The sequence below is a fragment of the Microcoleus sp. PH2017_05_CCC_O_A genome (genome assembly GCF_020738785.1).
GTDB lineage: Bacteria > Cyanobacteriota > Cyanobacteriia > Cyanobacteriales > Microcoleaceae > Microcoleus.
The window spans coordinates 1-25,230 of record NZ_JAEQCB010000005.1 but is presented as its reverse complement, the minus strand read 5'-3'; the positions used below and the strand labels follow the sequence as shown (position 1 = coordinate 25,230).

17 protein-coding genes and 1 tRNA gene are annotated in these 25,230 nt (G+C 48.4%); 12 read left to right on the top strand and 6 right to left on the bottom strand.

From position 1 onward, the window contains the following. Positions 1-10: 10 nt before the first annotated feature. The 5 genes from mutT to JGK20_RS01420 all read right to left on the bottom strand — a co-directional run bounded on the left by mutT (position 11) and on the right by JGK20_RS01420 (position 3,889). Positions 11-424, bottom strand: a complete 414-nt coding sequence (mutT, locus tag JGK20_RS01440) for an 8-oxo-dGTP diphosphatase MutT (protein WP_293211089.1) — start codon at positions 422-424, stop codon at positions 11-13. A 468-nt stretch (positions 425-892) separates the two neighbouring features. Continuing rightward, positions 893-1,234 carry a DUF760 domain-containing protein gene (locus JGK20_RS01435; protein WP_172187001.1) on the bottom strand — a complete coding sequence of 114 codons (342 nt, stop codon included), beginning with the start codon at positions 1,232-1,234 and terminating at the stop codon, positions 893-895. Positions 1,235-1,454: 220 nt separating this feature from the next. Beyond that, positions 1,455-2,414, bottom strand: a complete 960-nt coding sequence (locus JGK20_RS01430; RefSeq protein ID WP_293180704.1) for an RNA polymerase sigma factor, RpoD/SigA family — start codon at positions 2,412-2,414, stop codon at positions 1,455-1,457. Between the two features lie 542 nt (positions 2,415-2,956). Further along, positions 2,957-3,733, bottom strand: a complete 777-nt coding sequence (locus JGK20_RS01425) for an RNA methyltransferase (RefSeq protein WP_293229004.1) — start codon at positions 3,731-3,733, stop codon at positions 2,957-2,959. A 74-nt stretch (positions 3,734-3,807) separates the two neighbouring features. Then, positions 3,808-3,889 (bottom strand) — tRNA-Leu (locus JGK20_RS01420). A 253-nt stretch (positions 3,890-4,142) separates the two neighbouring features. Here JGK20_RS01420 and JGK20_RS01415 point away from each other — a divergent pair. The 5 genes from JGK20_RS01415 to tilS all read left to right on the top strand — a co-directional run bounded on the left by JGK20_RS01415 (position 4,143) and on the right by tilS (position 8,888). Continuing rightward, positions 4,143-5,039, top strand: a complete 897-nt coding sequence (locus tag JGK20_RS01415) for a Uma2 family endonuclease (RefSeq protein ID WP_293229001.1) — start codon at positions 4,143-4,145, stop codon at positions 5,037-5,039. A 220-nt stretch (positions 5,040-5,259) separates the two neighbouring features. Then, positions 5,260-5,409, top strand: a complete 150-nt coding sequence (locus JGK20_RS01410) for a hypothetical protein (protein ID WP_293228999.1) — start codon at positions 5,260-5,262, stop codon at positions 5,407-5,409. Positions 5,410-5,435: 26 nt separating this feature from the next. Then, positions 5,436-6,506 (top strand): c-type cytochrome biogenesis protein CcsB, encoded by a 1,071-nt coding sequence (ccsB, locus tag JGK20_RS01405; protein ID WP_293180695.1) that lies wholly within the window; start codon positions 5,436-5,438, stop codon positions 6,504-6,506. A gap of 400 nt (positions 6,507-6,906) precedes the next feature. Beyond that, entirely contained in the window at positions 6,907-7,338 is a 432-nt protein-coding gene (locus JGK20_RS01400) for a KGK domain-containing protein (protein ID WP_293180692.1), read from the top strand. A 410-nt stretch (positions 7,339-7,748) separates the two neighbouring features. Next, positions 7,749-8,888, top strand: a complete 1,140-nt coding sequence (tilS, locus tag JGK20_RS01395; RefSeq protein WP_293180689.1) for a tRNA lysidine(34) synthetase TilS — start codon at positions 7,749-7,751, stop codon at positions 8,886-8,888. A 2-nt stretch (positions 8,889-8,890) separates the two neighbouring features. Here the strand turns inward: tilS and hmpF are convergent, their stop codons facing one another. Next, positions 8,891-10,696, bottom strand: a complete 1,806-nt coding sequence (gene hmpF, locus JGK20_RS01390) for a pilus motility taxis protein HmpF (protein ID WP_325315127.1) — start codon at positions 10,694-10,696, stop codon at positions 8,891-8,893. Between the two features lie 735 nt (positions 10,697-11,431). On the opposite strand from hmpF, the gene JGK20_RS01385 reads away from it, so the two are divergent. The 7 genes from JGK20_RS01385 to JGK20_RS01355 form a co-directional block, all read left to right on the top strand. Further along, positions 11,432-12,814, top strand: a complete 1,383-nt coding sequence (locus JGK20_RS01385) for an IS200/IS605 family accessory protein TnpB-related protein (protein ID WP_293218378.1) — start codon at positions 11,432-11,434, stop codon at positions 12,812-12,814. Positions 12,815-13,163: 349 nt separating this feature from the next. Then, positions 13,164-14,390 carry a response regulator gene (locus tag JGK20_RS01380; RefSeq protein ID WP_293180683.1) on the top strand — a complete coding sequence of 409 codons (1,227 nt, stop codon included), beginning with the start codon at positions 13,164-13,166 and terminating at the stop codon, positions 14,388-14,390. 719 nt (positions 14,391-15,109) lie between these two features. After that, positions 15,110-15,499, top strand: coding sequence for a hypothetical protein (locus tag JGK20_RS01375; protein WP_293228996.1), 390 nt, complete (start codon positions 15,110-15,112; stop codon positions 15,497-15,499). 490 nt (positions 15,500-15,989) lie between these two features. Then, positions 15,990-16,523 (top strand): chemotaxis protein CheW, encoded by a 534-nt coding sequence (locus JGK20_RS01370; RefSeq protein WP_293180800.1) that lies wholly within the window; start codon positions 15,990-15,992, stop codon positions 16,521-16,523. A gap of 146 nt (positions 16,524-16,669) precedes the next feature. Further along, on the top strand, positions 16,670-19,756 hold the full coding sequence (locus JGK20_RS01365; RefSeq protein ID WP_293228993.1) for a methyl-accepting chemotaxis protein: 3,087 nt from the start codon (positions 16,670-16,672) through the stop codon (positions 19,754-19,756). Between the two features lie 141 nt (positions 19,757-19,897). Beyond that, positions 19,898-20,716, top strand: coding sequence for an HNH endonuclease (locus tag JGK20_RS01360; RefSeq protein ID WP_293180674.1), 819 nt, complete (start codon positions 19,898-19,900; stop codon positions 20,714-20,716). Positions 20,717-20,767: 51 nt separating this feature from the next. Beyond that, on the top strand, positions 20,768-25,230 hold a 4,463-nt coding region (locus tag JGK20_RS01355), incomplete at its 3' end, for a chemotaxis protein CheA (protein ID WP_293228991.1).

Here is a 25,230-nt window from a genome sequence, read left to right as displayed (position 1 = left end):
CCTCGTCCTTCTAAGACGATCGATTCTCAAGCAAGGCAGCAATAATCTGTTCGTTTGCCTTGGGAAAAGTAAATTGGTCAATTTCGTCCAGTGTCACCCAGCGAATTTCATCGCATTCGATCGTTTGCGGTTCCCCGCTGATGTAGCGGCAGTGGTGCACGTAAAGCCTAACTGTAAATTTAGTGTAGTCGTGGTCAATTGTAATCAGGCGATCGCCAACTTCTACCACAATCCCCAACTCCTCCATAATTTCCCTTTGTATGCAAGCTTCGATCGTTTCTCCCGGCTCTATTTTACCGCCCGGAAACTCCCAGAAACCGCCGTGCAGTCCGTGTTGTCGGCGCTTGTCAATCAAAATTTCTTGGCGATCGTTCCAGATCGCAGCAACGCCGATAACTTTGTGGGCCACAGGAGAAAGAGACATATTAATTGGGAATTGGGAATTGGGAATTGGGAATTGGTGATTGGTAATTTTGACGCACTGCTAGTTTCGTACTTAGGGACTTGCGTAGAAATAAAATCCCAGCCATGCAATTGTATTGTCGAAGGAGTAGCCAAATGATTGGTATAGTATTAAGCTGCAAGCCCCTTACCGTTTTTTTAACCGCAACTGTGGGCTGTAACGAAGTATTACGGTGAAACAACCAGCTAGATGGCAACCCGTGCGATCTATTGTAATTAAAAATTAATAATTTAATCATATTATCAATTTTATTAACAAATCACAAGTGACAACTAATACCGTCTCATAAAAGTCTGGCTGCAAACTTTCGTGTTGGGTTTCAATTCAGCAATCTACCCATCCAAAATCCAAAATCTAAAATCTAAAAATTTAAGCCCCCATCTTCCGAAGGGGGCTTGACACTTGTACGATTTAAATGTTAATAATCAACTAATCATCCGAGCCGTGTCTCTCACTAGCTTGGATGGACTTTTCAAAAGTCATTCGCTGTTCGGCATTTTTGAGAAAATAGCCGCTAATCATAGCCGAGGCGAGCAATCTACCCAAATGTTCGCGACTGGTAGTCACTGTCACCCCGAAGTGTTCCGAAGGTAAATTCCCCAAAAGTCCGACAATATTTCGCTCCATTACTTGAAACACTTCGTGAGAAGTCGGCTTAGACAACTGAGAAACAGTGTCGGGAGCCATTGACTGCACGTATTGCCATAATAAATTAGCATTTTCTCCGTCTTCTTCAAAGAATTCAGGGGATTTATTAGATGAGTTGCTCACGAGTACCTCCGTTTCAGAGACAGCTTGTTATTTTAGACGCGGGCGGTTAAATTAAATAACCCTTATCCGATCGCTGCTGCTATTTATTACCAAGTAATTACTAATGTAGCAGGACAGTCGCAGCAACCAAGTGGGTACAACCGAATTAAAGGCGGCGGTTTTTACGATTTTAGATTGGAAAATGGCGATCGCCTGTGTCCCGATCGCCATTCCCATCTAGCTAGCTAGCGAGATAATCGTTGATATCTTGCTTGCGCTTGCGGAGTTTGGTTAAAGCTTCCCGTTCAATTTGACGCACCCGTTCCCGACTGATGTTCAGACGATCGCCTATTTTTGCCAAAGTTAAAGTTTGCCCGTCTTCTAAACCGAACCGCAAAGCAAGGACTTCTCGCTGTTGCTGAGTCAGTTCCGCCATTAGGTGGTCTAAGTCAGTCCGCAGGGAAGCTTGCAGGGCAAAATCTTCTGGAGTAGTACCCGTATCTTCCAACAAATCGCCCAACTCAGTATCTTGATTGTCTCCCACGCGCAAGTCCAGTGAAAGTGGCAGGCGCGCGCGATCGAGATATTCGCGAATTTGCTTGGGAGTCAAATCTAACTCTGACGCCAATTCAGCAGCAGTAGCCGCGCGGCCGAGCTGTTGAGCTAGCAGGCGCTGAGCCTTTTTAATTTTGTTGAGTTTTTCGGTAATGTGGATCGGCAAGCGGATGGTGCGACCTTTTTCGGCGATCGCCCGGGTAATTGCCTGACGAATCCACCAATAAGCATAAGTTGAAAATCTGTAGCCCTTAGTCGGGTCAAATTTTTCTACTCCCCGCTGCATCCCGATCGTACCTTCCTGAATTAGGTCGAGTAAATCTACATTGCGCTTGATATATTTTTTGGCAACAGACACAACCAGGCGCAGGTTAGCTTCCACCATGTGGCGCTTTGCCCTTTCGCCATTGTCGATCGTCCGCTGCAACTGTGCCTCAGACAGCCCGACTGTCTGTGCCCATTCAGCCGCCGTCGGGTCGCGGCCTAACTCTTCGGCTAAAATATTTTTTTCCTGATGCAGTGCGGCTGAGCGCTGTACCTGTTTCCCGAAGAGTATTTCTTGCTCATGGGTCAACAGCGGAACGCGACCGATTTCCCGCAAGTAAGCGCGAACAGAATCTGTATCTGAGGACTTAAGAGTTTTCATGAGCTTTTCCCGCTGAGGATCTGTGCCTCTAAAGGTTTGTCGGATAGCAAACCTCTAGCTTTAGCTGGGAAGGAAAGCGGGCGGGGACTTGCGCTTTCCTTCCATTTAAAGAGGCTTAATTTTATGGTAGCTAGCTGTTACTCCCAGTCAGAACCCTCTCAGGTTAGGTTTTGGTTGGGGGTGCACAATGCTACTTATGTTAAGAATCTTAACATTTGTGAGAGCAGTTGGCTACACTTCTTTACATTTATTTCATGGAAGCCTGCAATGTTGGTACGAGAGTACCCGCAAACAAGCTTTGCAGTTGCATCATGTTAAACAAAATGCGCTAAATCTCAGAGGGGTAGAGGGGTAGAGGGGGAGATGGGGAGATGGGGAGATGGGGGGTAGAGGGAAGAGGGGGAGAGGGGGAGAGGGGGAGATGGGGAGATGGGGAGATGCTTTCGGACAACGCAATTAAAAAATACACTTTAAATGCCCAGCAGCTTTTCAATACCGCCCCAACAGATAATGACTAATGACTAATGACTAATGACTGATGACTAATGACTTCTTTGCCGTTGAGCTTCGTACAAGATGAGGGCTCCGGCGATCGACACATTGAGAGATTCTACGCCGCGGCCGAGGGGGATTTGGATTTGTCGATCGGCTAAACTTCTCAATTCTGACGACAATCCAGAACCTTCGTTGCCCAAAACGATCAGAGTCGGCACTCGCAAATCAACTTCCCAATAAGTTAAACTGGCGCCGGCAACGGTTGCTAAAATTTGCATCCCGCGATTTTTATACCCGGAGACTTCGGCGGTTAAATCTGGAGTGACTGCTACTGGCAGCTTAAACCAAGCTCCTGCTGAGGCGCGCAGCACCTTGGGATGGTCTAAATCAGCGCTGTCTGAACTCAGCAGCAAGCCGTCGGCATTAGCAGCAGCGGCGGTGCGGACGATCGCCCCCAAGTTGCCGGGATCTTGGATGGTTTCTAAAGCTATACCTAAAGTTGAGATTTCTGCGGGTTGTGTTGCGGTACGGGGTGCGGTGGCGATAATGCCGTCGGGTTGGACTGTAGTGGCGATCGACTCTAAGACTTTGGCACTGACTAATTCTGTGCGATCGGCTAAACCAACAATTTGTTCCCACAATTTCCCATGCTGATCCAGCCATTCGGGAGTGCAGCAAACCGTTGCTAACGGGTATTTGGCCGCGCAAGCTTCTTCGAGCAAATGCGTACCTTCGAGTAAAAATAATTGTTGTTCCCTGCGTCCCTTAGAGCTGTGGAGTTTGCGGATTTCTTTTACTAAGGGGTTTTGAATACTTGTGAGCATTTTCTTAATTCAGCAGAGCGAATGGGGTTATTACCTGTATCGGGTCAACCCCAAACTTTTTTCTGCCTTGGGAATGCGGAACCCGGGACTTGAACCCGGAAGGCTTGCACCACATGAACCTGAATCATGCGCGTCTACCAATTCCGCCAGTTCCGCATTGGTCACGAATTACTACTATCGGGTATGCTCGCCAGTTTGTCAAGTGTTTTGGGAAATATTTTTTTATTCTAGCTGCGAGTAATATCAAGTCCGTTGGCAAAGGAAGAAGAAAGAAAATCTTCCTTCTTCCTTTTTCCCAATTCCCAATTTTATAAAGGCGAAGATGCCCCATGCCCCATGCCCCATGCCCCATGCCCCATGCCCCTTCTGTTATAGTTGTTGTGGCAGATAGTTCTCACCTCGACTACCTATGTCTGAGCCATTAACCCTCGATCCGAGTCAGTTGCCAGATATTAGCAACTTAGTTCTAGAAGACGATACTCCTTTGGACAGCTTCATCAACGAAAAACAGCAGCGATTGCTGACAACGGTTTTATATAGCGGTGGCGATACGGGGATTACCGTTCCCTTTATTGCGGCGGCAAATGTCGGTTTGTTCAGCAGCGTGCGTCAGCCGGGAGTCGCCCCGGATGTTTTTCTCAGTATCAATATTACTGGTGCTGAGGATTGGTGGGAAAGACAAGTGCGATCGTATTTATTTTGGGAATTTGGCAAACCTCCCGAAATTGCGATCGAAATTGTTTCTCCAACTCCAAGTAACGAATTGGGCAGCAAATTAATAGATTACGCTCGAATGCGAATCCCGTATTATGTTGTGTACGATCCGCTACGCGAGTTGAGAGGCAGTACGCTGCGAATCTTTGAATTGCACAATCAATCTTACGTGCCTAAAACTGATGCTTGGTTTCCCGAAGTCGGTTTGGGACTAACTCTGTGGCAAGGTGAATTTGAAAATGTTACTGGTACTTGGTTGCGCTGGTGCTCTGCTGGTGGCGCTTCCATTCCTACAGGCGACGAACTGGCGGTACAAAAAAATACTCAGTTATCTCAAAAAGATGCTCAGTTATCTCAAAAAGATGCTCAGTTATCTCAAAAAGATGCTCAGTTATTGGAGGAACGGGCGCGCACTAAACAAGCATTTATCCAGACGATCGAACTCGGTTTAAGACTAAAATTCGGAGATGAAGGATTGCTGCTGCTTGAGGAAATTTTGGCAATTTCTGATGTGGGTGTTTTGCAGGCGATCGCCTCTGATATGCTTGCAGCCAAAAACCTGGACGAAATTCGGCAAATTTATCAATCGTAATCTTACAAGGTTAGTAATCTCATCTCTGTTTATAATTTTAAGTGTTGCTTAATTTGCTGTGAGTTGAGATATTAGCTGGCGTCGAAATTGTTAAATATTGTGGAGTCATAGGTGGCTTACTTACTGCTAATTGCTGATTTTTACCAGAAAGAATTGGTTGAAAGCCCCAAGCTTGCTCTGGAGAAATTATCAGTTCCCTTGTGTTAGTTGCGGGTGCAGAATGTGTGTTGATGGGCCCGTGCGATCGCCCGCCGCGCCGGGGCCCCCTACCTCAACCACCGCCAAAAACTCAGAATTGCCACAAAAATTCAAAATCTCAAACCCAAAACTGCCCAACCCCAGTACGATCGATCTAGTTAGCAAAAAATAAGTAAAAACACTACCGGAGTAAATTATATGGATCTGGTCGTACTCCAGAACTGGCTGGACAACATCTCCTTTGCCATCTTGTTCGCAACAATGCTCATTTACTGGGTGGGTACAGCATTCCCCGGCATTCCCTACCTGTGGGCCTTGGGCACCGCAGGAATGGCCGTCGCCAACCTCTCCATCGCCGCCTTACTCGGTTCTAGGTGGATAGAAGCCGGCTACTTCCCACTCAGCAACCTTTACGAATCCCTATTTTTCTTAGTTTGGGGAATCACCACCATCCACCTAGTCGCGGAAAACATGAGCCGTTCCCGCCTAGTCGGAGCAGCCACATCCCCCGTAGCAATGGCAATATCCGCCTTTGCAGCCCTGACTCTGCCCGACACCATGCAATCGGCAGAGCCCCTAGTACCAGCCCTCAAATCCAACTGGCTGATGATGCACGTTAGCGTCATGATGCTCAGTTACTCAACTTTAATGGTAGGAGCATTGCTGGCGATCGCATTTTTAATCGTCACCCGCGGCCAAAAAATCGAACTCACAGGTAGTTCCTTCGGCACCAACGGCAACCGCAACGGCAACTACCGCCTGCAACGCCCACAAAATCCCGAACCTCAAACCCTCGAAACAGTAGGCGACAGCGCGTTAGCTTTCAGCGAACCGTCTTTCAACTCCAACAATAACGGTTTTGGCGCCACCGCAGTCCTAGAATCAGCAACAATTCAAACCGCATCAACCGCGGCAACTCAAACCTCAGAACTTCTCTCGCCCCAGCGCTTGAATCTAGCAGAAACTCTTGATAACATTAGCTATCGCATCATCGGTTTAGGATTTCCCTTACTAACAATTGGGATTATTGCCGGTGCCGTTTGGGCTAACGAAGCTTGGGGATCTTACTGGAGTTGGGATCCGAAAGAAACTTGGGCGCTGATTACTTGGTTAGTATTTGCAGCCTACCTGCACGCCCGCATCACTCGCGGCTGGCAGGGAAGACGCCCAGCAATTTTAGCCGCCACAGGTTTTGTAGTAGTTTGGATTTGCTATCTAGGCGTCAATCTGTTAGGCAAAGGTTTGCATTCCTACGGTTGGTTTTTCTAATTTCTGAACCACAAATCAGTCCCAGAGAAACAGAATAAATCACCGAATAGGGATTAATATAATCTCCAGTTGTAGGCAGCTATTTCCAGCAAAGTGTGTCAATTTAAGCCTAAAATCCTTTGTATCTATTCCTGTCCTCCCTTCTTAAGGGCTAGGCAAGGTTACAGATAGGTACGTAGTTGGGCTTTAGCCCTCTTTCTTTATACGCATAAAGAGGGCTAAAGCCCAACTACGTACCTTAGACCATTACTACGTTTGATATTAAGTTGACACAAAGGCAATGCCCACTTTGCTAAACTACTGAGACTGTAAAATTTTACTCCCTCTTCCTTCTTCCTTCTTCCTTCTTCCTTCTTCCTTCTTCCTTCTTCCTTCTTCCTTCATTAAAATGACAATTGATATGGACGATTCACAAATATTTCTCAAAGAAGACGATGTTTTGTCGGCTCCTACCAGCGCTTTGATGTATCAATGTACGTTCAAAGTCAACGAATATATGACCATTCTGAATTCAAGATTGCTAGAAGAAAGATTATTGTCAGATGGCATGGATTGCGAGCTGTTAAGTTCAGGAAAAGGCTGGACACAAGGAAAAGTTAGATTGCGCCTGGAGTTCATTCCCATCGAACCTGAGGTGAAAGAACAAAAAGCTCTTCCCGCCGCACCGGAAGAATCAGACACCGCCCAAAACAACGCCGAAGATAGCTCCGACTCAGAGCAAATTGATACAAATGAGCCATTAGATGTCACGGACTCAACAGAAATAAGTAATGATTTTCCTATTTCTAGGTATCCAGACAGCAACCCCCACAGTCGAGGAATGTGGAGCTAAGCTGCTACTTACAGGGAGGGAAAGCAGGAAGATTTTTAAATTTTAAGTTGAGAGTTTTGAGTTGAGGAGCTTCTAATTGCATCCTTCATACAACTGACAACTAACAACTGATACCAATTAAAAAATCCTTGCTACAACGCTCTTAGGAACGAAAATTTAATAACTTACACAAGTTTGTGGGGTGTCCCGCCCGCTGGCCCTTTTTGGACGGGCGGGACGCCCATCCCACAATAAGTAGTTAAAATTATAAGTTATTTAATTCGCGATCCTTAGTTGAGTTTGTGTAGTCAAATATTGTCGGTGGTGCGTCGCTCGATCGATTTTCTGTCTTTTGTTGGGTAGTATCGATGGCGACACACCCTACGACTACTGACAAGCTGACAACTGACAACTGCTAACTATCAACTGTAATGCCTGAATCTTCCAATTGGACGCGCCTCCACGCTCAACTGCACCGGACACTGCTGCAACGACAAATCTTGCCCTCAAATCAGCGATTGTTAGTAGCAGTATCCGGCGGGCAAGATTCTCTGTGTACGCTCAAATTACTGCTGGATTTGCAGCCCAAATGGGGGTGGAATCTAGCCATTGCTCATTGCGATCACTGCTGGCGTTCTGATTCCCAATCTAATGCAAATCATGTAGAAAATTTAGCTAAAAATTTCGGAATATCCTATTATTTGCAAACAGCCTCGGACATCCCCAAAACCGAAGCAGCGGCCAGAAAGTGGCGGTATCAAGCTTTAACCGAAGTTGCGATCGCCCACAACTACCCCTACATTGTCACAGGCCACACAGCCAGCGATCGCGCGGAAACACTCCTCTACAACCTAATTCGCGGTAGTGGCGCCGACGGACTTTCCGCCCTGACTTGGACGCGCCCCCTTGCCGATTTGCGATTGCCGATTTTAGATTTTAGATTGGGAGATTCTGGCGACAATCCCAATTTCCAAATATCTGCCGATTTGCGATCGCACAATTTAGATCAAACTCCCCAATCAAAAATCCCAAATCCCAAATCTAAAATCTACTTGGTTCGTCCGTTGCTGGAAATCACCCGATCGCAAACAGGTCAATTTTGTCAAGAGCAAAAACTACCAATTTGGGAAGATTCCACTAATCAAGATTTGCAATATGCGCGCAACCGAATTCGATCGCAATTATTGCCTTATTTAGAAACTCATTTCAACCCAAAAGCCCAACAAGCCCTCGCCCAAACAGCCGAACTCCTGCGCGCCGATGTCGAATATCTCGAAATTGCAGCCAGTGAATTACTACAGCGAGCCATCTCTCCAACTACAGACAACCCGCAGTTGCAAATTCAACTCCCCGTCAAGTTAAATCGCCCAATTTTACGAGAAGCACCCCTGTCATTGCAACGGCGAGCAATGCGACAGGTATTGCTACAAATATTGCCCTGTGCACCCAGTTTTGACAGCGTAGAAAAACTCACCAGCTTAATCGCAGCGCCCAACCGATCGCAAACCGATCCATTTCCTGGAGGAGCGATCGCCCGAGTTGAAAACCCTTGGATCGCGATCGATATTTAATTTTAGGCGCTTGGCAGAAAACTCGAAAGAGCTTGCCGCAGATCCGAAACAACCCGATCTTGCTGCTCTCCAGTTTGCTGTACGCGATCGAGTTCTCCCCCCACCGCTTCCAGCTTTTGGCGCAGCCCGCTCAAATTGTCCTGCACCGGTTGCAACATTTCTTGATAAACATTCACCCGGCCCCAGAGTTCCGCCACAGCACCTTTCTGGCTGAACAAAGTCTGCTCTAACTGCTTAAGTTCATTGCGTTTCGCTTCACTTTCCCCATTTTGACGGTTGACATTTCCCTCAATTTGAGATATTGACTCCCGCACCTGCTGAATTTCGGTTTCCAGCCGTTGCAATTCTTGGCTTTGCTGCTGGCGTTGAGTATTGAGCTGTGTGACGATCGGCCCCAAATCAATCTGTCCAGGTTCTGTTTTTTGAGGATTAGCAGTACCCAAGCGACGCCACAGCACCGCCTGATGCTGCTTCAAAACATTTTCCCGTTCCTGCAAGCGGAGGCGCTGTCCCACCAAAGTTTCATTCAACATCTGATAACTTTCGAGTTCATCGGCCATTTCATTTTCCAAAGCCATGCGATCGTACTCGGAAGCCGCTTGAATTTTGGCTTGCAACTCCTCGATTGTTTCCCGCTGGAGAGTCAACTCCTCCTCTTGATCGTTAACAAACCGGAACACCTTTTCCAAATCCTCTTGCAGGTGTTGCACCAGCCCCTGTAATTCCTCAACCGGCATCCGCTCCAGAGCAGACACATCTACTACCTGCTCCACAGCCCCAGCACCCGAACCAGACGCCAGCCCGGAGATTTGCTGGTACATAGTCTCAACAGCCTTCACCTGGACAGACATAGACTGAGCCTGCTCCTGCTTAGCGCCGAGGGTACATTGCTGCCCTTTCAGTTGGGCCCGAGCTTGCGCCAAAGCATCTTGGGATTGATACCATTCCTGCCAGCGGCTTTGGAGGCTCTGATTTTGTCGATCGACCTCTTCCTGCTGTTGCTGAGCGTTTGTGCGTTTTTGCTCCAACTGCTGCCAGTGCAAATCCAGAATTGCCTGCTGAGCGCCCACAACACCAAAAGACTGATTCAGTTGTTCCCGAACTCCTTGGGCCGCAGAAATTGCTCCTCCCAGCTTGTTCATCAACTCCTGAATTCTCAATGCCTGCTGCTCGTCAACAACTGCCCCCTGAGGAGCCTGAGACTGCTGGTGAGCCACCTGCTGCTGTTCGCCCCGCAACTGTTCCCAAGCCGTCTCCATCTCCGCGCGGCTGCGATCGACCTCTTCTCGCAGTCGGTTAGCTTCATCTCGAGTATTTTCAATTTCCGAGCGTTGAGCCTCCAGGCGCTCCAACTCCTCCTCCATTTGAGCCAACTGCTCTTCGCGGGCTTGCATTTCCATTTCCCGGCGATTGAGTTCCTGACTCGAAAACGTCAGAGAAGCCTTCCACTGCTCAATTTCCTCTTCCTTATCCTTAAACTTGTCCTGCAAGCGGGAGAAATTTTGCAGAATGCTCACCAACTGGCGGGCAGCCTCCTGAATCCGCTGCACTTGCTTGTTAGCGCTCAACTCCACCAGCACCAGCGTGCCGTCGTTAAACTTATTAGCTTCCTCAACTGGGATCGCGTCATCGCCCGGTACGGCGCTCCAGTTGTGTTCGCCCCGCTGACAAGCTAGCAGTTTCAGTTCAGCCTTACCGCCACCGAGACCAAAGCCGCTTCTCTGTTTTTGTACTTCTGCTAGATACAGCACACTAATAGTCCTCTCTTTGGTGTCGTTTGCCCGATCGGGAATAGCATCCTTGAACAACTGTCTTCAGCACTCGCCGACAGCACTGCTTCTCTCGCACTGCGTCTAGAAAGCACTGCCGCCGCCTGCTTTCTGAACCAATGGGAGAGCAGTATCAATGCCGCTTGATTCAAGACTAGCAAAACTGGGGGGACTGCCATAGCCCAAAGCCGAAAAAGATCAGTCAGTCAAAAACTTTCATTGATTGTATCAGGCTTTCGGTGCGGGTCGATCGCCATCTCGTCCTTTAATTACCCAGCATCGGGTCTCCTCCGCAGGCGGACTAGGGATTTGAACCGCGCTGCCTTAGAATAGTGGAATCACGCGAGCCTGTCATCGAGATCTACTCTTGAGCAAAAAGGTCAATGCTTTAAGACAGAACCCAACCGCAAGGACGCACAGCGCAAGGTAAACGTCAAAATTTTGGCGGTCGAAGACTTGAACCAGTCGTCCCTGCCAGCGTTGGACGACGATCGAAAAGCCCAGACAATTGTGTGTGTCATAAACCCCACGCACCAATGCCGGGGTGATGACTGTTAACAATTTACCTAGATTTACCCAGGATTTAGTAGTTAGATTCTCGGTAAGCCAATGGATAGATTGATGAGTATTGGCGAGTTAGCAGAGCTTTAAAGCTGTTAACATACGAAGAGATAAACACATTGAGAGGTCGAATCAATGGCTACCCTAACTTATTGCAAAGGCTTGCCCACACCAGTACACGAACTCAACGAACTAGGATTTACAGATTTCGAGATGTTCTTAGAAGCTTACGCCCCAATTTTTAGGGCTGCAAGCATTGAAACAGTTGACCACTTACTTTTAGGTACAGAGTTCAAGAAATCAGATTGGAACACGCATTTACAGCAAACCTACGGCATCAATAAGCGCCACGCCAATGGTGTAATCAGTTCTGCCAAGGGTCGTGTAGATGGTGCTAAAGAACACAGGATTTTACATCTAAAAGCTCTTGAAGGAAAAATTAAATCTATTGGTGCGTGGCTCAAAAAATCCGAACGCAAGTTGGTATTAGCTCGTAAGTTCTATGCCAAGAAAAAATGGCATCAATCAAAAATAGGTTGCAATTTCCCCTTAGCCTGCTCACTTAAATATAAATCCACAAACTGGCAGAATTTGCGCTTTCAAATTCACAATAAAAAGCGTAAACTGAATTGGTTAATTAACAGAGTAGAACATTTAAGACTTGAGCCAGTCAAAGTCTTCATCCCGATGAGGGATATTTTTGTTGTCGGCTCTAAGGATGAGTCTTTTGGCAATCAAGTCTGCCAGTGGAATGGGCATAAAATAACTTTTAGAGTCCCCAAATGCTTAGAGTCGCGATTTGGAAAAACCCTGTCATCTGAGATTGGTGATTTTAGCCACAACATAAACAGACTGCCAGAATGCGGTGCTAAAACCTGGCATTTCTACCGTAAGAATGGAAAGTGGGTTGCTGCTGTGCAGTTTACCCCAAATCCCGCGAAGCAGGTTTCGAGAGAGAGAATGTACGGTTGCATTGGTATCGACATAAATCCCGGTTCTATTGGGTGGGTGTATGTCGATTCTGAAGGGAATCTCAAAGCCAAAGGGCAGATCCCATTGCAGATAGGTTTACCCTCCGGCAAGCAACAGGCTCAAATTGTTGATGCTTGTCTGCAACTAGCTGCAAAAGCCACAGAATTTGAATGTCCTGTGGTTTGTGAAGAACTTGATTTCTCAACAAAAAAGCAATCGCTGCGAGAGAAAGGTAGAAAGTATGCTCGAATGTTGTCGGGTTGGGCGTATAGTGAGTTTTATAAACAACTCAGTTCTATTTTGTCGAATCGTGGGATTGAGTTGACAACGGTCAATCCAGCTTATTCAAGCATTATCAGCTTGGTGAAATACCTGAGAATGTATGGCTTAGCTAGTGACGAAGCGGCTGCACTGGTAATTGCTCGTAGGGCACGCAAGTTAAGTGAAAAAATACCTTGCTCCTTAACCGCCTATTCTGAAGTGAATTCAGAAAAGCACGTTTGGAGCGAGTGGAACAAACTGAATAAAAAAATCAAACGTTCCGCTATGATATCACGTCGTTGTGATTATTACAGTGTTTCTAACTGGAGTTTCTTGGTCAACCTCGATACTGAGGAAGCGTAAAGCGCTAAGAAAGAATGTTTCAAACTTATACCGCAGAGTTTACCTAGGTTTGCCTAGGTTTTTATAAGCGGCTTGTAAGACTTAATTCTAGACAGGCTGATGCCTGAAATTGCTGCCCGAAGCTCAAAATCCCCAGGCCTCCATAGCTGGGGAGTATGTCAACAAGAGAAAATCGCCCTTTCGTCAATTCCTAATTGTGCCAGTGGCATCAAGCCCTTCATTCAGTTGACAGTTGACAGTTGACAGTTGACAGGTAAATTATTGACAGAAACTAAAGTCAATATGAGCGCGATCGCACAGTCTTTCCGATTTCAGACGCCAACGGTTTTAAGGAGGATACTTTAGCTGCATGCAGGGAAATTTGAGTGAAATTGACATCCGCAGCATCCTGCAATTGATTGAGTTAGGTCAGCGCACCGGAGAACTGTTCGTAGAGGCCTACAGCTTCATCGGCAACTCGGGTAATCTACCTACCCAGCGCTCCCCTGCAGGACAATCCTGGTATGTCTTCTGCTTCAACGGTCAGATTATTTACGCTACCCAGAGTGCGGGCAGTTTGTTTCGCTTGCGCGACTACCTGCGCCGCTACAAAGCAGACACCGCCCTTGACAAAATCCAAGTTCCCTATATGGCATCTACCAATGCCCCAGAATACGCCTACCTGTGGGCCCTGCTAGAAAACCACACCCTCACCCCAGCTCAAGGGCGCAACATCATCCACAGCATGATCCACGAAACCCTGTTTGACTTGCTCAGCCTCCACCAGGGTTCCTTCACTTTTGAAATGGGATCGGCATTGGCTCCTCAACTCACCAGCTTAGAAATTAGCTCGCTGCTGGCGAAGATTGTCCAACAGGTGCAGCAGTGGAAGCAGTTTCACCCTCACATTCAGTCGCCCAACCAATGCCCGATGATTTCAGATCCCGCCCAGCTCCGAGTCGCGCTCCCTGCCAATACCTTTAATACTCTCAGACGCTGGGCCGACGGTCACACTTCGATCCGCCAAATGGCGCGCTACCTCAACCGAGACGTGCTGACTGTCGCCAAGGCGATTTACCCTTTCGTGCAGCAGGGATTGGTGCAAGTATTTTTCCAGCCTTCTGTTGTCCCTGGCAACAACAAAATAGAATGGTCTTCTCCAGAAACCAAGGTCAAGAGAGTTGTCTGTATAGACGATGACAATGTGATTCGCAAAACAGTTGAGTCAATTTTAAACGAACAGGGTTACGAAGCTACTGGCATCAGCAATCCCCTCGAAGCCCTGAGTTTAGTTTTTAAACTCAAACCCGATTTAATTTTGTGCGACATCGCCATGCCCGAACTCGACGGCTACGAAATTTGCGCGATGCTGCGAAATTCTAGTGCTTTCCGGCACACGCCCATTGTCATGTTGACAGGGATCGACGGATTTATCGATCGCGTTCAAGCCCGCATGGCGGGGGCGACTGACTACTTCACCAAACCTTTTGGCGAAAGCGAGTTATTAATGCTGGTAGAAAAATATGTAGGCCCGGGCTATCCTCCGGCCAATCTCTCGGAAAAATTATTAAGCCGATCGCTAGAACACGAATTATAAGCCAATAAATTCCGCACTGATGGCACGGGAGGTTTTTTGTATCCCAGCAACCCAGGGCAGTCCCGGCAGTCACAGAGAGAAAGCTCCTTGCTGCGGGCGATCGCACCATCAACTAGAATGTATAAATTTGCGAGCTGGCCGTCCGGCGTCAGTAAAACTCAGTTCAATTTCTCGACCGCTGTCGGGCCTAAGTCGCTCAAAGTGCAAATATAATATATTTGTTCTCCACTTGCTGCCGATCGCCAAAACCGATGGGCACAGCAATGATTCCTTGAATTTCAAATCTCAAGCAGACTGAATTATCTGAACAGACAAGACATCTTCTGTTAAATTTCCCAAGTAAAGCAAACGCTGGCTTTATGGCTAAACCGACATCGGATCAGGACTCAAATTCAAAAGAAAAGACCTTCAAACCAAACTGGAATCCGTTTTGTCAAATGAAGTCGGATTGGTTGTCATTGCCTGCAAAGCTGGTTGGTGCAGGTTTGGATTCAATTTTATCTCATGTCCGAACCTGCCCACAAAAACTGAGATATTGGTTCTCAAATCTGGCTACTTTAGCCCGATTTAAGAAATCGTTGAAGATGTCCTCGCCATCATCCACATCTTTAGTTACAGCCTGGGCGCGATACTCAGAAAATACCAATAGCAAGTATGCCGAGACCGTTAGTTACCAAGTTTACCCGTGCCAGAAATTAGGGGTAATCCGGAAAAAGTGGGTGAGCGCTGTTCGCAAAGTTTACAACATTTTAATTGCTTACATAGACGAACATCAAGGTTTTATCAAAATCGGCAAGGGTCGAGGAAAGCGAGGTTTGAAAATGGTGCTAAAAACATCAGGTTTAATTCCTAAATGGTGCATCCCTAGAACGCTGGCAGCATTCAGACACCGGATTCAGGATTTAGGTTGGGAATGTGACAAACAAATTGCTTCTGCTTTTGCCACAACTTACGATTTTATATTTTTTCCGACATTTGAGATGTATAAAAGAGTAATTCAAAAAAATCGCATTTTAAGGAGTAAAACGGCGACATCAATGATGAATTTGGCTGGCAAAAATCCAGGAAAACCTTACAAAACTTGTGTTGCCTTGACGGTTCCAAGTTAGTTGGGAGCAAAGACGAACCCACCTCTAAAACATTCGTGCCGTGGGAAAAATTATACTTAAAATTGGGTGGTTGCCCAAATTGTAAGTTTCCTGACTGTGGGTATGAAATTTCTAGAGATTCCCCGGTTGTAAAGATTTTGGGGAAAGCTTTGTGGGATAAAATATCGATCGCTAATGTCCGAGCTCGCTCGTGTTGTACTTAGCATCTAGCAGGAAGTCTAAAATTATCCCAATCTTCAGGGTAAAAGTATCAGATAGTTAATAGCAGCAACAAAATAGGGAATTATGTAGAAAAAAGGCTGTCTGCACCAGTGGAAGTTTTAAGGTCTCAACTCAAGCAGGATTGGTGCAAGGAATTAGTCATAAATACTGCCAACACATTTACAAAAAGGACGGTTATAGTTATGTTTCATAGACCGAGCTCCCATTTTCCTCCCAACACCGACTTGAGTAGGGGTACGATGTGGGTTTCCCAGAGAGAAGAATTATGATTAGTGGCAGCCCAGACTTTATATTACCAGGACAAGGCATAGATCAGGCTCCGGAATTCCAGGAACTAGAAACTCCCGAAGGCGAGCTGCACCTGCGGTTCTACGTTCCTTCGGGGAACGAGTTCGCACTGCCGGCAACAGGGATTAGAGAGGTGCTATCCCCCTCCCCAGACCGAATGACACCCATTCCTAACGTTTCCTCCTTGCTTTTAGGTACGCTAAACATGAGAGGACGAGTGATTTGGGTGGCAGATCTGGGCCAATTTCTGGGAGACCAAACACCTCTGAACACCGATCGACCCGAAATCCCGATCGTGGCTGTGGAAGACCAAGATACGATTTTGGGGCTGGCAGTCGATCGAATTGTGGGGATGGACTGGCTCGACGTAGACCAACTGCACTCTCAGAACAATGCACCAGACGGCATGATTCCATTTCTGAGGGGAGAATGGATGTTAGGTGCACCAGCGACTAAAGTGCTCCGACTGCTAGATCAAGTGAAAATTCTGCGCTCTGCGCGGTGGGCAGCGTGAAATCGATTTTAGATTTGCGATTTGCGATTTTCGATTGGGGTCTAACTATCAACAGTCACAGGACTTGAGGCACGCATCTAAACATTCAAGCAAGATAAAAATCTAAAATCTCAAATCTAAAATCTAAAATCAAAAGAGGGCGGCAAATGGCAACAAGTACCAACTTTCAGCAGGATTACCAACGGGCAGAAGCGGCCTACATGGATGGCAACTATTCAGAAGCCGCGGCCCTAGTTTATCAATTAGTAGAAGATTTTCCCGAAGACCCCAGCGCTCGGCTGCTATGCGGGCACATCTACTGTTACGGACTGCAACAGTATGAGGTGGCACGGGAACAGTACATGGTGGTGCTGAGCCTGAGTGACGACCCGAGTTTGGTCGAACACGCTCACGGCGGTATTAGCCACACAGACCAATTTTTATCCGGAGAACTGCACACGGAAAGTTTCGAGGCTTTGTCTGCGGAAACTGAATTGGAATTCTACCCAGACTTGTCTCTGGAGGAAGGGTTGGAAGACCCGGATTTAGCACTTTTCCAAGGGAATTCTCCATCCATGTCCTATGGGAGTCAATCGCCACAGGACATGGAAAACGAGGACTTGGCAGATTTGGGGATGAGCGGGTTGGAGTGGGAACCACAAGACAGCAGTAGCAGTGCTGCAACCTCTCTCGAAGATTTAACTAACCCCTTTGCTGGCGACAGCGGCGCAATGGCAGCTTATGCTGATGCGTCCGAGCCGCTAGACATGGACGAATTTGGCTCGGACTTGGGAGATCCTTTTGGCTTAGATGACCCAGGGTTTGATGCTGGTGACTTGTCTGATAGCAAAGTTTCTGGTTCCAAGGCGCCTTATTCAGGAGAGTTGTTTTCAGAAGCTCCAACTCAGGTACTCAACGGTCAAAGTTTTGCTGGTTCTGAAACCGGGAATTCCTTCGACTCGGAGCAATTAGACTCCCCCACTGGGCCGTCTGACAATTTTGGCGAACCTTTTGCGCCGCTCGATTTGCCAGACGAACTCGACTTGAATGATGACGACTACGACTATCAATCCCCGCCCGTGACCGGGCAAAATCAAGGTCAGAAGCCACCTCTGCCAGAAGAGGCAGACCCTTTTGCTCAGCCGATGTCCTCGGGTTTTGGGTCTTCTCGATCGCAAAGCAAGCAGCCGAATATTGACTCGGAATACTCGTCAAATTATTCGCTGGCGGAAGACGAAACGCTGTTGATGGGAGGTGCTGTCCCCAATTCTCAGAGTCAAAGGTCGAGCCGGGGACAATTTAATTCGGCCGATCGCTCAAACTCTAACAGCAACGGTTACGGCGACTCGGAACCGCAGGCATTTGGCTCCATGGACAGCTTTGAGCTAGATGCTTTTGATGACGACGCTTTCAGCGATTCTTTCTCTCTCGACGAAAACGAGCAAGCGACTGCTTTCGGGGCTGCCACCAAGAACAGCAGCGACTGGTCGTCAAGAACTGGGAACGCTCAAGAACACAGCGGCTTTTTAGACGAATTTGACGATTTTGACGATTTGGGCAATTTGCCGGATTTTGATATCTCAGAAGATGCCAACAGTTCGATCCTGACTAGAGGTAACACCAATTTCGGCAACTCGACCAGCGGCATGATGGGTACGAGCGGCAGCGGTCTGGACTTTGACAATAGCGACGGCTCGGCAATTCGAGACGATGAGATTTTTAGCATTTCCGGCCCTGCTGATGCGTCGGTGCCGACTTTTGCTCCGACAGAAAGTGAGGCGATCGATAGTTCGGTGACTGTAGAACAGGGCGGACTGGCTTTCTTGGAAAATGCCCCTCTGTTTACCAAACAGTTGTACACGGCAATCGGGGCTGGATTGGTTTCTCTGGTAGCTGTGGCTTTCGTGACTAACATTGCCTCCTATCAAGCTCTGAAGCAAGACAAGCCGGAGGCGATCGTTTACCTGCGCCAAACAGGCTGGGTAATGACGGCTGCCGCAGGCTTTACGAGCTTTTTGACTTCTTGGGGTATCGGCCAGTTGATCGCCAAGCAGGTACGCAAGTCCTCGGACAATTTGCAAGCTCAGTTCGATGCGGTATCTCAAGGAACTTTGGACGCTCGGGCAACGATTTACTCGGAAGATGAATTTGGCAAAATGGCTGCTAAATTCAACCACATGGCGAAGGTGATCCAAACTACGATTAGCGATACCAGACGCAAGTCTGACGAACAGGAACAGGCAAAAGAAGACTTGCAGCGCCAAGTGATTCGCTTGCTAGATGACGTGGAAGGAGCGGCTCGGGGTGACTTGACGGTGACGGCGGAAGTGACGGCAGACGTTTTGGGCGCTGTTGCTGACTCGTTTAACTTGACAATTCAAAACCTCCGCGAAATCGTCCATCAGGTGAAGCAGGCGGCTCGGGAGGTTAGCAAAGGCGCTACGGATAGTGCCAAGTTTGCGGGCGATTTGTCTTCTGATGCGCTGCGGCAGGCTGAGGAACTGGCGGCGACGCTGAATTCGGTGCAAGTCCTCACCGATGCGATTCAGCGGGTCGCAGAGAGTGCTAGAGAGGCGGAAGAAGTGGCCCGGGGCGCGGCGGCAACGGCTCTGAAAGGGGGCGAGGCTGTGGAGCGGACGGTGGCCGGGATTTTGGAAATTCGAGAAACGGTAGCAGAAACCACGAGAAAAGTCAAGCGGTTGGCGGAAGCTTCTCAAGAAATTTCTAAGATTGTGGGTTTGATTGCGGCGATCGCCTCTCGGACGAATTTGTTGGCTCTCAACGCTAGTATTGAGGCGGCGAGAGCTGGGGAATCGGGTAGGGGTTTTGCGATCGTGGCGGATGAGGTGCGGCAGTTGGCAGATCGATCGGCGAAGTCTTTGAAAGAAATTGAGCAGATCGTGATGCAAATTCAAAGTGAAACCGGCGCGGTAATGACGGCGATGGAAGAAGGTACGCAGCAGGTGATTGAGGGGACAAGATTGGCAGAACAGGCGAAGCGATCGCTTGAAGATATCATTCAAGTTACCAATCGCATTGACGTGTTAGTGCGATCGATTACGGCGGACACTGTGGAGCAGAACGAAACAGCTCGTTCGGTGGCCGCTGTGATGCAAGCTGTCGAGTTAACTGCTCAGGAAACGTCCCAAGAAGCGCAGCGAGTTTCCGGTGCTTTGCAAAATTTGGTAGGCGTTGCTCGCGACCTTTTGACATCGGTGGAAAGGTTCCGAGTAGAAACAGCAGAAAGACAATAATTGATTGTTTAATGCTTTTTTTACTTCCTGATTTACAAGCACCTTAGTGTGGCAATGATGGCAAACAAAAAGCAACCTCGCAGTCTTGAAACGATTGCGGGGATGCCAATCCAGCACCTAAATAAACTAGGAGTTGTACAGATGAACGATAACATAGTAGAGGTAATTCCTGGTATTTTTGGTGAAATTCAGCCGAATGGCTGTATTATCTCTACTTTAACCAAGTCTAGCAGGGGCTATGCCAACAAAAGACTTAAGATTGACGGTGAATGGAAAACGTTTACAGTTCACCGTTTAGTATTAGAAAATATCTTAGGTCGTCCGATTAGATCAGAATACTTTTCTTGTCATACTTGCGATGTCCGTAACTGCATTAATCCCAACCATTTATGGGAAGGTTCTAGGCTGGAAAATTCTCAAGATAGGTTTAGAAAAGGACGGGTTAAAGATGTAGGAAGCACATCTGCTCCTAAACCTCAAAAAGTACCGCGAGGCATAGAAGTAATTCCCGGCATTCGGGCCGAAATACAGCCAAATGGCTGCATGATTTGTATCCTGGCTAAAAGAAGTGATGGTTACGCCATTAAGGGTACTAAAATTAATGGCAAAACTAAAAGTTTCTACGCTCACAGACTGGTACTGGAAAACAAACTGGGACGATCGATCAAACCGGGTTATTTTGCCTGTCACAGTTGCGACGATCGCGGTTGTGTCAACCCCGATCATTTGTGGGAAGGAACTCCCGCCGATAACTCCCGCGATTCTATAGAAAAAAACCGCTTTCCTTTCGTTCCCGGCAATATAAATCCTAACCGCAAGCTAAAACCCGAACAGGTGCAGCAGATTCGCTATCTTTTAGGTGAGGGGATATCGAAAAGAGAAATAGCCAGGACATTTGCCATATCTCGCAGTCAGATTATTCTCTTGTCAAGGGGACAGATTTACAAAGACATTCTCTAAGACTCCTAAAATAGACAAAATACAATAACGCTTAAAATCAGGAATAAAACTATGCTGCCGGAGCAACAACAGAGGATCATGGGCTACTTTATTGAGGAGGCAAAAGACCACCTCAATACGATCGAGCAAGGGTTGCTGAACCTGCAAGCGACGATCGAAGACCCAGAACTGGTTAACGAAGTATTTAGGGCTGCTCACTCTGTCAAAGGAGGAGCCGCAATGCTTGGCCTGACTAGCATTCAGCAAACATCTCACCGACTAGAAGATAGTTTTAAAATTTTAAAAGAGTGCAGCGTTAAAGTAGACCAACAGCTAGAGTCGCTGTTTTTGCGAATTTTTGACACGTTACAAGGGCTGTTAGAGCAACTGTCGGGGCCTTTTGGGCTGACAGAGGAATTGGGAGAGCAGATGGTTCGAGAATTAGAACCTGTATTTGAAGAACTCAACGGGCACTTGGGGGGACTCGTCGGACACTGCGCTAACGATTCAGACGAAAGCAGCCCGCTGCCAATACCACAAACAGTTATGGCCCGAATGGGAGCCGGGACGTTTAACTCATCGATGAGTTTTGCGGACTCGGATTCAGCTTACGCATCCGATCTCACAGAAACGGAAGAAACCGCGCTGCATCTGGTATTTGACTCGGATGTGCCGGCGAGGATGCGGGAAATGCTGCAAGAGTTCAAACAGCCTGAGGGTTCTGACAGCAGGCGACAACTTAGGAATATTTGTCGGAACTTGAAAATGGCGGGGGAGGAATTTGAACTGCCCGAGTGGATAGAATTGATCGCTGTGGTAGAAAAGGCGATCGCCAACTCAGAAAATACCTACCGCACCTTAGCCCCAACGGTCATCAAAGACATCAAACAAGCCCAAGAACAGGTACTTTTGGGTCAATCTGGGTCGATCGCACCCAGCGCCAAACTTCTGGCGCTGGTGCCGACGGTTGTGGTTCCGGAAACAGATTTTGAAGACTTGCTGGCATTCGCTCAACCGGGTACGTTGGGTTCAAATGCGGTCTCTGTTGAAGATGCGGCCTGGGATCTGGCTTTGGGCGGCGATTCCCCGGATGGATCGAACAAGTTGCTGCCAACAATTTCTGGGCTGAGCATAGACGAGCTGTTCGAGCAACTCGACGGCGACGAAAGTGACGATTACGCCGGAGGTCTATCGCCGTTGGACAATTCCCCAGGGTTCGGAGAATCAGATGTAGAGACAGGTTCTTTTAGAATCTCGACGCGCACGGGCCCGGAAGTGGGGGCGGCCGAACTCAACACTTTAGCAGACTTGTTTGAAGGCGAATCTCCAGATCTCGACGGCGCTTGGGAAGAAGAAGATGATCTGGACTACGTACAATCTGCTTCTAGGATGCCGACGGGGGGAATCATGGAATTAGATGATGATGACAATTCCGGCGATTTTACTGATTTGTTGTTTGACGAATACGGTGAGGAAAATTCGGAAACGAATGCGAGGACTCCTTTAGAGGATCTCACGAGTTTGTTTGGGGACGATTTGCTGTTTGGAGGTGAGGCTGATGGTTCGGCGGTGGCAGCCGATCGCGAAAATGCGGGTTTAAAGCAGCCGCCAACTCGCAAACAGCTTGAAACAAACAGGCAGGGTTTGGATCGGGGAGAGGGCAGGGTCGGCATTACCAGGAGGCAAGCTGATGAAGATGCTCTCGGTACGCTTTTGGACGAAGTGGCGGCCCAAACTTCTGTTGTGACGGCAGATGCTGATTTGGATAACTTGTTCGGCGATTTAGGCTCATCTGAGGAAGCGACTGTGCCGGCAGTTTCCGAGGAGTATGCTCTCAACCCGGATGCTTTCGACGCAGAATTTTCGGATCTACTAGCAGGTGGTGGCAATGATTCAGGGGATGCAGAAAAACCGACTGTAGCCGAAATAGATGATTTCGAGTTGCTCTCTGGGGTGGAGGAAGACTCGGATTTCAGCGAGCTGTTGAGCATTACTTCTGATTTCCTTTCTTCTGAAGGTGAAGCTGGGGAGAGCAGGGGCGATCGATCTTTAGCTACTGGCAGCACACCAAATGAGGAAAGTGGCAGCGTTTTTAATATGACATCAAATTCTGATTCTGATTCTGATTTAGATATTTCTGCGGATGGAGATTGGCTAGAAGATGCTTTTGGCCTGGAAGACGAGTCTGTGCAATCGACCAACCTGGATCTGGAGGATACCGATTTAGATGCGCTGTTTGGGGAGATTACGTCGGACTCGATTTCTGAGGATGAGGAGACTGGGCGCGATCGGCAGGCGGTTCATTCCCAAGAAGCGGCGAATTTGGCAGATCTGTTCGGTTCTGTACCTACGGGTACTGAGTATGACGGGGAAGCTTCGCCAGAAGTCGATGGGGATTGGTTGAATTTAAATGGAGATTCTCAATTGCCCAGTGCTGGTACGGCAGCGGATGAGGGGGACTTGGCGAGTTTGTTCTCGGACTCGGAGGCTACTGTTTCGGAGGCAGGCTTGACAGATTTGGCAGCGGCTGAATTGGGGCTATTGTCCGATCGTCCTGATGCGGAAATTGCCAGTGTCGAGTCTGATGAGGGTACTTTCGATTTGTTGGAGGATATGTTTGGCGAAGCGCCTCCACCGTCGGTGGATGCCGAAGCTGGTTTTGATTTGCAGGAGTTGTCGGCCGAAGTTCCTGAGAGTTTGTTCGATCGAGCCCAAACAGATGCGGCAAGTGAATCCGACGAGGAGGAAGATGATTTGTTTGGCGCGCTGGAAACGGATTTTGCGGCTGGCGATTTAGAGGTGATGTCGTCAGAATCTCTCGATGATATGTTTGAGGGCGATGCTGATTTGCTAGCAGCTCTGGAAACCGGGGCGACTCTCAACACCGAAGAGTTGGATGCTTTTGATGATTTGTTGGATTCGCTAGATGCTGGGCCTCTGGTGACTTCGGAACTGACGGGCTTTGGCGACGAAGAAGAAGAATTGAGCGAAGCCGATGCAGCACAGTTGGAAGATGAGTCGCTGGCGGACTTTTTTAGCGACATTCAATCAGGTACTGAGGATTCCGAAGGCAATTTTGACGATTTAGAAGCGCTGTTAATCGCAGGCGGTGCTGGGGTCGCAATGGCAGCCTCTGGGGGTGCAAATCCGAGTCCGGTAACGACGGAAGTTTTCTCCGATCTTGAAGATCTGCTGAGCGAGAGCGCAACTATGCCGGAAATTCCAGCACCGGCGAAAACTGCCCGCAAAGCACCACCCGCTCCTGCTGCGGAGAGCGACGACGAATTTGGCGACTTAGAAAAACTGCTGGAAGATCCAAAGGACAGCGGCCGTCAAAGCGAAACCAATATCGGACAGTCGTCGGTCAATAACAGACCCAGGCGGAATGCCCGCGCGGGCGGGTTCGGCGACCAAACCATGCGCGTACCGGTCAAGCAACTGGACAACCTCAGCAACTTGATGGGGGAACTGGTAGTCAACCGCAACAGTTTGGAGCAAGACCAAGAACGGATGCGGCAGTTTTTGGACAATTTGCTGCACCAAGTGACGCTGCTGAGCGATGTCAGCCAACGGACTCAGGATTTCTACGAGCGGAGTCTTTTGGAGATTGCTTTGCTGGCAAACCGCCAGGGACATCGATCGGCATGGCGCACCGAAGAGTCGTCCCACCAACGCGAAAGCGCTTGGAGACCAGAGGAAATGGACAGGTTTACTCCTTTCCACAGTTTGGCTCAGGAGATTATCGAGCTGATCGTGCGGGTGCGGGAGTCGGCGGCGGACATTGAGTTTTTGGTGGATGAGGCGGATCAGGTGACTCGCCAATTGCGCCAAGTCACGACTCAACTGCAAGAAGGTTTGACTCGCGCCCGGATGAAGCCGTTTGCGGAGACGACGGACAGGCTGTTCCGGGCGGTGCGGGAAATTGGGATTAAGTGCGGGAAGCAGGCTCAGTTGCAGGTTGAGGGTAAGGATATTTTGATCGACAAGATGATTGTGGATCAACTTTATGACCCGATGACTCACTTGGTGAACAATGCGATTACCCACGGAATCGAAGCGCCGGAGGTGCGTTTGGCAGCCGGGAAGCCTGCGATGGGCAGGATTACGATTCGGGCTTTCCACCAAGGGAATCAAACGGTGGTTTCGGTTTCTGATGATGGGGCGGGAATTGACCCGCAAAAGGTGAAGGCGAAGGCGATCAAGCAGAATTTGTTGACGGCGGCTCAGGCTCAGAGGATGTCTCGCTCGGAAGTTTACAATTTGCTGTTTATGCCCGGTTTCAGCACTCAGGAACAGGCGACGGAGTACGCCGGCCGGGGGGTCGGTATGAACGTCGTGGAGACCTCCTTGCACGAAATTCGGGGGACTGTGGGGATTGATTCGACGATCGGCAAAGGCACAGTATTCACCATCCGTTTGCCTCTGGTGTTGAGTATTTCTAAGGCTCTGACTTGCATTAGCGATCGAGCTCGGATTGCTTTCCCGATGGACGGGGTGGAGGACATGATCGATGTACCTCGCGATCAGGTGACGAC

Excerpts from the sequence above, each read along its gene's own strand:
- mutT (WP_293211089.1), bottom strand. The coding sequence starts at position 424 with ATGTCTCTTTCTCCTGTGGCCCACAAAGTTATCGGCGTTGCTGCGATC.
- JGK20_RS01430 (WP_293180704.1), bottom strand. The coding sequence starts at position 2,414 with ATGAAAACTCTTAAGTCCTCAGATACAGATTCTGTTCGCGCTTACTTG.
- JGK20_RS01425 (WP_293229004.1), bottom strand. The coding sequence starts at position 3,733 with ATGCTCACAAGTATTCAAAACCCCTTAGTAAAAGAAATCCGCAAACTC.
- JGK20_RS01415 (WP_293229001.1), top strand. The coding sequence starts at position 4,143 with ATGTCTGAGCCATTAACCCTCGATCCGAGTCAGTTGCCAGATATTAGC.
- JGK20_RS01410 (WP_293228999.1), top strand. The coding sequence starts at position 5,260 with ATGTGTGTTGATGGGCCCGTGCGATCGCCCGCCGCGCCGGGGCCCCCT.
- ccsB (WP_293180695.1), top strand. The coding sequence starts at position 5,436 with ATGGATCTGGTCGTACTCCAGAACTGGCTGGACAACATCTCCTTTGCC.
- JGK20_RS01400 (WP_293180692.1), top strand. The coding sequence starts at position 6,907 with ATGGACGATTCACAAATATTTCTCAAAGAAGACGATGTTTTGTCGGCT.
- tilS (WP_293180689.1), top strand. The coding sequence starts at position 7,749 with ATGCCTGAATCTTCCAATTGGACGCGCCTCCACGCTCAACTGCACCGG.
- JGK20_RS01385 (WP_293218378.1), top strand. The coding sequence starts at position 11,432 with ATGTTCTTAGAAGCTTACGCCCCAATTTTTAGGGCTGCAAGCATTGAA.
- JGK20_RS01380 (WP_293180683.1), top strand. The coding sequence starts at position 13,164 with ATGCAGGGAAATTTGAGTGAAATTGACATCCGCAGCATCCTGCAATTG.
- JGK20_RS01365 (WP_293228993.1), top strand. The coding sequence starts at position 16,670 with ATGGCAACAAGTACCAACTTTCAGCAGGATTACCAACGGGCAGAAGCG.
- JGK20_RS01360 (WP_293180674.1), top strand. The coding sequence starts at position 19,898 with ATGAACGATAACATAGTAGAGGTAATTCCTGGTATTTTTGGTGAAATT.